This is a genomic window from Streptomyces tricolor (assembly GCF_002155905.1).
GTDB classification, from domain to species: domain Bacteria; phylum Actinomycetota; class Actinomycetes; order Streptomycetales; family Streptomycetaceae; genus Streptomyces; species Streptomyces tricolor.
The window spans coordinates 1-7679 of sequence record NZ_MUMF01000586.1 but is presented as its reverse complement, the minus strand read 5'-3'; the positions used below and the strand labels follow the sequence as shown (position 1 = coordinate 7679).

6 protein-coding genes are annotated in these 7679 nt (G+C 74.3%); 2 read left to right on the top strand and 4 right to left on the bottom strand.

Features of this window, described 5'->3' with window-relative positions; all coding sequences use genetic code 11:
• Both CCN44_RS34475 and CCN44_RS34470 read left to right on the top strand, forming a co-directional pair.
• A partial coding sequence (locus CCN44_RS34475; protein ID WP_086702349.1) for an aminoglycoside phosphotransferase family protein occupies positions 1 to 1098 on the top strand: 1098 nt, incomplete at its 5' end.
• 262 nt (positions 1099 to 1360) lie between these two features.
• Positions 1361 to 3331, top strand: a complete 1971-nt coding sequence (locus CCN44_RS34470) for an N-acetylmuramoyl-L-alanine amidase (protein ID WP_086702346.1) — start codon at positions 1361 to 1363, stop codon at positions 3329 to 3331.
• A 30-nt stretch (positions 3332 to 3361) separates the two neighbouring features.
• On the opposite strand, the gene CCN44_RS34465 is transcribed toward CCN44_RS34470, so the two are convergent.
• From CCN44_RS34465 to CCN44_RS34450, 4 genes are all read right to left on the bottom strand, one after another.
• Positions 3362 to 3859, bottom strand: a complete 498-nt coding sequence (locus CCN44_RS34465) for a glycosyltransferase family protein (RefSeq protein WP_014670824.1) — start codon at positions 3857 to 3859, stop codon at positions 3362 to 3364.
• Between the two features lie 88 nt (positions 3860 to 3947).
• Positions 3948 to 5390: a 3-hydroxybutyrate oligomer hydrolase family protein gene (locus CCN44_RS34460; protein WP_059247450.1), complete on the bottom strand. Its 1443-nt coding sequence runs from the start codon at positions 5388 to 5390 to the stop codon at positions 3948 to 3950.
• A gap of 147 nt (positions 5391 to 5537) precedes the next feature.
• Positions 5538 to 6788 carry an extracellular catalytic domain type 1 short-chain-length polyhydroxyalkanoate depolymerase gene (locus CCN44_RS34455; RefSeq protein WP_086702342.1) on the bottom strand — a complete coding sequence of 417 codons (1251 nt, stop codon included), beginning with the start codon at positions 6786 to 6788 and terminating at the stop codon, positions 5538 to 5540.
• A gap of 196 nt (positions 6789 to 6984) precedes the next feature.
• A partial coding sequence (locus tag CCN44_RS34450) for a universal stress protein (protein WP_107502135.1) occupies positions 6985 to 7679 on the bottom strand: 695 nt, incomplete at its 5' end.

Below are 7679 nucleotides of genomic sequence, written 5' to 3'. Positions count from 1 at the left end.
CCCCGCCCGGCGGGCGGCGGGCCGTACCTCGATCCGGTGGCGCGTCCGGGCGGTCCCGTGCTGGGCGCGGGCCGGCCGCGGCGGATCCCGGGCCAGCCCGGGACCCAGCCGCTCAGCGGGAGGCTGGACCTGTCCGGCCCCCAGGGCGCGCAGCTGCGCTCCGCGCTCGCCTCGGTGCACCGGATCTGCCCGGAGTTCGCCCCGGTGCAGGTCCTGCGGCGCAGCGGACGGTCCGTCCTCCTCGTCGGGACGACGGGGCGCAGCACGGCCGTGGCCAAGTGTCTCCTGGACCACTCGCCGGCCTGGGTGGAGCGGAGCCGTCAGGAAATAGCCGCATACCGCTCGTTCGTCCGGCACCGGCCTCCGGTCCGCGTGCCGAGGCTGATCGCGGCGGACCCGGACAACTGCACGCTGGTGATCGAGCGGATGCCGGGCCGGACGGCGGCGTTCCAGCGGCATCCCACCGAGGCCCCGCCCCGCGCGGACATCCGGGCCGCGCTCGGTGCGATCTGCCGGGTGAACGGCTGGCGGCCCCCGGCGGGCACCTTCGACATGCCGCTGGACTACGCGGCCCGGATCTCCCGGTACCACGAGCTGGGGCTGCTCACCGACCGGGACCTCGGGGACCTGCAAAAGCTGCTGCACGGCATCGCCCACGAGGTGGGCCGGCACGGCATGCTCCAGTTCTGCCACGGCGACGCCCTGCTGTCGAACGTCCTGTTGTCCCCGGCCGGTCCAGTGCTGGTGGACTGGGAGCACGCGGGCTGGTATCTGCCGGGGTACGACCTCGCGACACTGTGGCTGGTCCTCGGGGACGCGCCGATGGCCCGGCGGCAGATCAGCCAGATCGCCCAGTCGGCGGGCCCGGCCTCCCGGGACGCCTTCCTGGTGAACCTGATGCTCTTGCTGACCCGGGAGATCCGTACGTACGAGACGGCCGTGCAGCGTTCGATGCACGACCCGGCCCCGGCGGCACCGGGCACGGCTCCTCCGGGTGCGGTGCCGTCCGGTGAGGAGCAGCGGCTGCTGCTGCGTCGGCTGCACGACGACTGCCAGATGGCCCGCAGGGCCGTCCGTGCGGCGGTCGGCACGCGCTGACGGGGACGACGGCTCCGCGGTGCGCCCTGAGCGGCGGCGCACCGCGGATCCTCGCATCCGCCGCGGAGCGGTGGTCACTGGTGTACGCCAGTGACGCCTCGCAGGCCCGCGCCCCGCCGCCGCGAAACTCGCCGAAAACCCTCTGTGACGTGGGAAATCGCCTCTGTGTAGGCATCATTGACGGATCGTCGGCAAGCCGGTACCACTGACCCAGCTCGGCGCCGCACGCCCCGCCACGCCCCGCCCGTCACAGGAGGCCGCATTGCGAGGATCCGCCACCGACCCCACGTCCGCACCCGGCCACAGACGTCTGCGGCGGACCGCCGTCCCGCTCGCCTCCGCGGCCCTGCTGCTCCCCCTGCTCGGCGCCGCCCCGTCCCCCACCGCGACGGGATCCTCCACGCACCGGCTGCAACACGCGTTCGCCACCGCGGCGGCCGACTACCACGTGCCGCAGAGCGTCCTGCTGGCCGTCTCCTATCTCCAGTCCCGCTGGGACCGGCACGGCGGTGCGCCGAGTGTGACCGGCGGCTACGGCCCGATGCACCTCACCGACGCCCGGACCGCGATCGCCGCCGCGGAGCACTTCGCGGAGGGGACGGAGGACGCCCGGGGCGACACCGCCCGGCCCCCGCTGCACCCCGCCGTCGAGGTGCCGGCCGGGTCGGCGCTCCCGGCCCGTCTGAAGACGCTGCCGAGGGCGGCGGAGCTGACCGGCATCCCGGCCGAACAGCTGCGCACCGATCCGGCGGCGAACGTGGCGGGCGGTGCCGCGCTGCTCGCCGCCGCGCAGAAGGAGCTGGGCGCGCCGCTGAGCGCCGACCCGGCGGACTGGTACGGCGCGGTGGCCCGGTTCTCCGGCGCCGACGACGCGGCGACCGCCGCCGCGTACGCCGACGACGTGTACGACGTGCTGCGCACGGGCGAGGAGCGCACCACGGACGACGGCCAGCAGGTGGCCCTCGCCGCCCAGCCGGGCCTGACCGCCGACACCGCCCGGCTGGAGCGGGCGGGGCTGCGCACACTGCCGGCGGAGGGCACCGAGTGCCCCGCGTCGGTGTCCTGCGTGTCGGTCCCGGCGCCGTACGCGGAGTTCGGTGACAACGACTACGGCAACCACGACCTCGGCGACCGCCCGGCCGCGCAGAGCATCAGGTACCTCGTCATCCATGACACGGAGGGTGCCTGGGAGGGGGTCATGAAGCTGATCCAGGACCCCACCTATGTGTCATGGAACTACACGATCCGCTCGACCGACGGTCTGATCGCCCAGCACGTCAAGGGGAAGGACGTGGCCTGGCACGCGGGCAACTGGTACGTCAACGCCAAGTCGATCGGCATCGAGCACGAGGGTTTCCTCGCCTCGCCGGACGCCTGGTACACGGAGGCGATGTACCGGTCCTCGGCGCGGCTGGTGCGGTACCTGGCCAGGACGTACGACATCCCGCTGGACCGGCAGCACATCCTGGGCCATGACAACGTGCCCGGGCCGACCGCGTCCACCATCCCGGGGATGCACACGGACCCCGGCCCGTACTGGGACTGGCGGCACTACTTCCGGCTGCTGGGCCACCCGTTCCGGCGTACGGCCGGCCACCACTCCCCGGTGGTGACGATCCTGCCGGACTACGCGGCCAACCGGCCCGTGTACACCGGCTGCACCGCCAAGGGCGAGCCGTGCGCGGCGCACGGATCCAGCGAGGTGCGGCTGTACACGGACCACGACGTGACCGCCCCGCTGGTCAAGGACATCGGTCTCCGGACGGAGCCGACCGACGGGGTGAACGATCTGTCCTCGCGGGTCTCCACCGGCCAGCAGTACGCGGTGGCCGACCGCTGGGGCGACTGGACGGCCATCTGGTACCTGGGGCAGAAGGCCTGGTTCCAGAACCCGCGCGGGAACCCGGCCGCCGTACCGGCGAAGGGCCTCATGGTGACCCCGAGGGAGGGCCTGGCGAGCGTCCCGGTGTACGGCCGCGCCTACCCGGAGAAGGAGGCCTACCCGGCGGGTGTCCCCGCCCAGTCGGTGGTGGCGCTGCCCTACACGATCCCGGCCGGGCAGAGGTACGTGGTCGGTGAGGAGGTGCCGGGCGAGTACTACTACGCGGTCACCTTCACCCCGGACGCGCACCGGGTCGTGGTCGGCAAGGAGCTGTACTACGAGATCCAGTACGGCCACCGGGTGGGGTTCGTCCGGGCGGCGGACGTGACGCTCGTGGGCGCCGCCCGCTAGCCCGGCCGGCGGTGTCTTGGCCCCGTCGTCTCAGCCCTGCTGGAAAAGCTCCGCCGGGAGCGGCTTCAGCAGGGCGTACAGGTCGTCGGTGATGGGGCGGTCCCAGGCGGCGATGGTCACGAGGACGCCGTCGCTGCGGTCGAACTGGACGCAGGAGATCCGGCTCTCGGAGAGCTTCAGCCGCCGCACGATGAGCAGGTTGTCGCCCTGGAGCACCGGGGTGTCCTCGACGCCGACGACGGTGACCTCCTCGTCGTTCTCCAGCGCCAGCAGCAGCTGGCCCACCTCGAAGGGGATCTCGCCCTCGGCGACGTCCCGGGCCGGGGAGCCCTCCGGCAGATTGCCGATGATCATGGCGGGGCCGCGTCCGCCGAACAGGTCGTAGCGCAGGAAGACGCCCTGGCAGGTGCCGTCCGGGGCGGGCAGCAGGCCCGCGCCGAGGTTGCCCGGCCAGTCGCCCGGGTCCATGGCCAGCACGTCGAAGTCGGGTCCGGCAGGGGTCGCGCTGCGGCGGCGGAGGAACGACATGCGGCCATGGTACGTGGGCTCCGGCGGAAGTGCCGTGACGGGGTGGTCGATCGGATGCGGGATCGCCGGGGTGAGGGGCCGCCGCCGCTCAGCTCAACGGGCAGCTGGTCAGCACGGTGGCCGGGGCCGCGCCGGACGGACGCGGGACCGTGTGGTCGGCCGGCGGGACGCCGTTCCCCGCGAGCCAGCGTTCCAGGGCTGCGAAGGCCGAGCGGTGGCAGGGCACCATCGGGCGGAGCCGGTCGGGGAAGGCGTCGGCCAGCGCGTCGGTGTGGGTGCCGTCCTCGATGCGGTAGTAGCGGAGCAGAAAGCCGCGGCCGGCCTCGTGGACCATGCGGTGGTAGACGTCGGAGTCCTCGCTGATCGGCAGCAGTACGTCGAGGGTGCCCTGGAGGGTGATCAGGGGCTTGCCGATGCGTCCGGTCAGGGCGATGCGTCCGACCGCCCGGTGCACGGCGGCGGGCCGGGCCGCGTAGTCGTAGTCGGCGTCGCAGCCGGGGGTGCCGGAGGCGCAGTACGGGGTGCCGGCCTCGGTGGCGCCGTCGTAGCCGGGGTCGAGTTCCTCTCGGTAGAGGCGCTGGGTGAGGTCCCAGTAGACCTGGTGGTGGTACGGCCACAGGAACTCCGAGCCGGCCGGGAAGCCGGCCCGGTGCAGCGCCGCGGCGGCCTCGCCGGCGGCGGGTCCGCCGGCGGCGTAGGCGGGGTAGTGGCGCAGCGCGGCCGGCAGGGAGGTGAGCGGGTTGGGGCCGTCGGCGCGCCAGAGGGTGCCTTCCCAGTCGACTCCGCCGTCGTACAGCTCGGGGTGGTTCTCCAGCTGCCAGCGCACCAGGTAGCCGCCGTTGGACAGGCCGGTGGCGAGGGTGCGGGCCGGGGGCCGGTGGTAGCGCTGGGTGACGACGGTGCGGGCGGCGCGGGTGAGTTGGGTGAGGCGGGTGTTCCATTCGGCGAGGGCGTCGCCGGGCCGGCGGCCGTCGCGGTGGAAGGCGGTGCCGGTGTTGCCCTTGTCGGTGGCGGCGTAGGCGTAGCCGCGGGCGAGCACCCAGTCGGCGATCGCCCGGTCGTTCGCGTACTGCTCGCGGTTGCCCGGGGTGCCGGCGACCACCAGGCCGCCGTTCCAGTGGTCGGGCAGACGGATGACGAACTGGGCGTCGTGGTGCCAGCCGTGGTTGGTGTTGGTGGCGGAGGTGTCCGGGAAATAGCCGTCGATCTGGATGCCGGGGACACCCGTGGGTGCGGGCAGGTCCTTGGGAGTGAGGCCCGCGTAGTCGGCGGGGTCGGTGTGGCCGGAAGACACGGTCCCGGCGGTGGTCAGCTCGGCCAGACAGGCGGTCTGCTGGTGGGCGGCGCCGGGCACGTGCAGCCGGGCGCGGCCGGCGCAGTGGGCGTCCGGTGCCCCGGGGCCGGTCCCGGGGCCGGCGGGTGCCGCGGTGGCGGGGGTGATCAGGAGCGAGCAGACGGCGGCGAGCGAGAGGGCGCCCAGCGCGGTGCGGCGGGCGCGCCGGCCGCGGGCTGGGGTGCGGTGGGGTGGCATGCGGTTCCTCCGGCGGGTTGGGGACGCGCTGGAGGTTAGGGGTGGTGTGGTGGTTCGGGACATGTGTGGAGCCGCCATGATGACGGCCCGTGAGGGGGCGTCAGCCACCATGGCGGCCCGTGTGGTGCCCGACTGCCCGACGCTCCGTCAGGGGCAGCCGGCATCGGCGAGGGTGAAGTAGCCCGTGGGTGACTCCTTCAGGGTGTGGGTGACGAACGTGTTGTACAGACCCATGTTCTGGCCGGATCCCGTGGCGTAGGTGTAGCCGCCGCTGGTGGTGGCCCGGCCCGCCTGTACATGGGCGTAGTTGCTCGCCGTCCAGCAGGCGGCACCGCCGCCCGGGTCCGGGTCGCCCGGGCCGGGATCACCGGGGCCGGTGGTGTCCAGACCGAAGAACCGGGCGATCCAGAGGCTGGAGCAGATGGAGTCGAGGAAGTACGGGGCGCCGGTGCTGCCGCACTGCTCGGCGCCGGTGCCGGGGTCGACCGGGGTGCCGTGCCCGATCCCCGGGACCCGGTCGACCTCGACGGCGACCGTGCCGTCGGCGGCCAGGTACTGCTCCTGCCGGGTGCCGTTCGGCCCGATGGTCGTGGTCCGGGTGGGCGTCTGAGGCAGGCCGTGCACGGCCGTCCACTGGTCGCGCAGTTCGGTCGCGTTGCGCGGTACGACGGTGGTGTCCTGGTCGCCGTACCAGATGGCCGTGCGCGGCCAGGGCCCGGTGTACGACGGGTGGGCGTCGCGCACCCGCTGGGCCCAGTCGGCCGGGCTCCGGTCGACGCCGGGGTTCATGCAGGTGTAGGGGCTGCTGTCCCGGGTGCAGTCGTAGGGCAGGCCGGCGACGACCGCGCCCGCCGAGAACACGTCGGGGTAGGCGGCGAGCATGACGGCGGTCATGGCACCGCCGGCGGACAGTCCGGTGACGTAGACGCGCCGCGGGTCGGCGCCGCGGGCGGTGACGGCGTGGCTCACCATTTGCCGCACCGACAGGGCCTCGCCCTGGCCGCGCCGGTTGTCGCCGGCCTGGAACCAGTTGAAGCACTTGCTCGCGTTGTTGGCGGTGCCGGTCTCGGCGAGCACCAGCAGGAAACCGGCGCGGTCGGCGAGCTGCGGCAGCCCCGAGTGGTCGGCGTAGACCTGGGCGTTCTGCGTGCAGCCGTGCAGGGCGACGACCACCGGCGGGTGGGCCGGCAGGGTGGCGGGCCGGTACACGTACATGGTGAGGGCGCCCGGATTGGTCCCGAAGCCGGTCACCCGGGTGAGCGTGACGGCGGCGCGGGCCTCGGGTGCGGGGCCGGCCAGCGCGGTGCCGAGGACGACGGCGAGGACGGCGAGGAGGCGGAGCAGCAGGCGGGCACCCGGTGGTGCTCCGGGTATCGTGCTGGTCGAGGGCGATGGCATGGCGGCTCCTTCGGTGGACACACGGTCCCGGCCGCTCCCGCGCGGCGGCACGCACAGGGAGCGCCGGGTGTGGCGGAACCTTAGGTTCGGGTGTGTCCGGCCACTATGGAGTCGCACACCACAGCCCTCGGTGTCCCGGTCGGCACCCGGCGGATTGCGGGGTGCTGTGCCGTCTGGTATGCGCCGTCTGGGGGTGTCAGTCCTCCGGCGGGGCCGGGGGCACCACCGCGACCGGGCTCGCCGCGTGCAGCAGTACGGCCTGGGTGACCGAGCCCATCATGCGGGCCGGGGCGAGCAGCCGCCGTCGGTGCCGGCCGACCACGACCAGGTCGGCGTCCTTCGAGGCGGCGACCAGGTGGCCGGCCGCGTCGCCGGGCAGCGCCTCGGCGTCGGCGCGGACCTCGGGACGGCGTGCCCGGTGCGGGGCGAGGAAGCCCTCGGCGAGGGCGCGGGTCTCGTGCTCCACGGCGTCCTGGTCGACCAGGGGCGGCACGAGCTGCCCGGGCGCGGACCAGGTCTGCACCGGCCACGGGTAGGCGGCGATCACCTGCAGCCGGGCGTCGCGCCGGGCGGCCTCGGCGAAGGCGAAGGAGAGGACGCCCTCGTCGGGGCTGTCGGCGTGCAGGCCGACCACCACCCGGGGCACGGGCTCGGCGGGGCCCTGTCCGTGCACCTCCCGGCCGGGCCGGGGCACGATCACCACCGGGCACTCGGCGTCCCGGGCGGCGGCGAGGCCGTTGGAGCCGAGCAGCAGGCTGGCGAAGCCGCCGCGGCCCCGGGAGCCGAGCACCAACAGCTGGGCGTCGGCGCCCAGTTCGGGCAGGACGGCACCCGGTACGCCCTCCACGGCGACGTACTCCACGGGCGCTTCCCCGGCTCGGTCCGCGAGCC